General features: G+C 51.6%; 1 protein-coding gene. It reads left to right on the top strand.

What is annotated here, in order from left to right; all coding sequences use genetic code 11:
* The first annotated feature begins 55 nt into the window (after positions 1-55).
* Complete coding sequence (locus tag B4F99_RS09485; protein WP_290757290.1) at positions 56-565, top strand: helix-turn-helix domain-containing protein; 510 nt, start codon at positions 56-58, stop codon at positions 563-565.
* Positions 566-761 lie beyond the last annotated feature (196 nt).

Raw genomic sequence — 761 nt, 5'->3', positions numbered from 1 at the left:
TGAACTGCCCCATAAAAGTTGGACATAAAAATCCAACTTTTATGGGGTGTTTTTTATGGTCAAATATACGAAGGCATTTAAGATCAAGGTCGTTGAACGTTATCTGACGGGACGAGACGGATACCAGATTATGGCGGAGGAATTCGGGATACGACCTGAACGAGTCCGTGAGTGGTCGCGTCTTTATGAACGTTGGGGAGAGACGATCTTCGATCCTTCCTATACAACACACTCGCCGGCATTTAAACTGGAGGTATTAAACGACATGGCGACCAACGGACTGTCCTACATAGAGGCAGCCGTAAAATATCGAATTTCCTCCCCGGGGATGATCTCGAACTGGCGATCGACGTATGAACGGGAAGGGACCGCAGGTCTGGTCGCTAGACCGAAAGGACGTGCCCCGATGGCGAGACGCAAGAAGAAAGATTTTGAAGAGATGACAGAAGTCGAGAAGCTCAAGGAGCGGGTCGAGTATCTCGAGATGGAGAACGCTGCGCTAAAAAAATTGAGAGCCTTGGTTCAAGAAGAGAATGCGCGACGAACCGGATCAAGGCGCAAGTAATCGATGAGTTGCGGGCGGTCTATCCCGTTCCGGGACTCCTCCGCGTGCTCGAGATGGCTCGGAGTGTCTACTACTATTGGCGGACGCGCCTGACGGGCGAAGACAAGTACGCGGAAGTGAAGTCGGCTATCCATACCCTCTTCCACGAACATGAGGGACGATGTGGCTATCGTCGCATCCACGCACTTCTCGAACG

Source organism: Exiguobacterium sp. UBA3491, from assembly GCF_002377745.1.
GTDB lineage: Bacteria > Bacillota > Bacilli > Exiguobacteriales > Exiguobacteriaceae > Exiguobacterium_A.
This window is presented reverse-complemented; position numbering and strand designations above follow the sequence as displayed.

What these genes read in the sequence shown, in the direction of transcription:
- B4F99_RS09485 (WP_290757290.1), top strand. Translation starts at nt 56, where the DNA reads ATGGTCAAATATACGAAGGCATTTAAGATCAAGGTCGTTGAACGTTAT.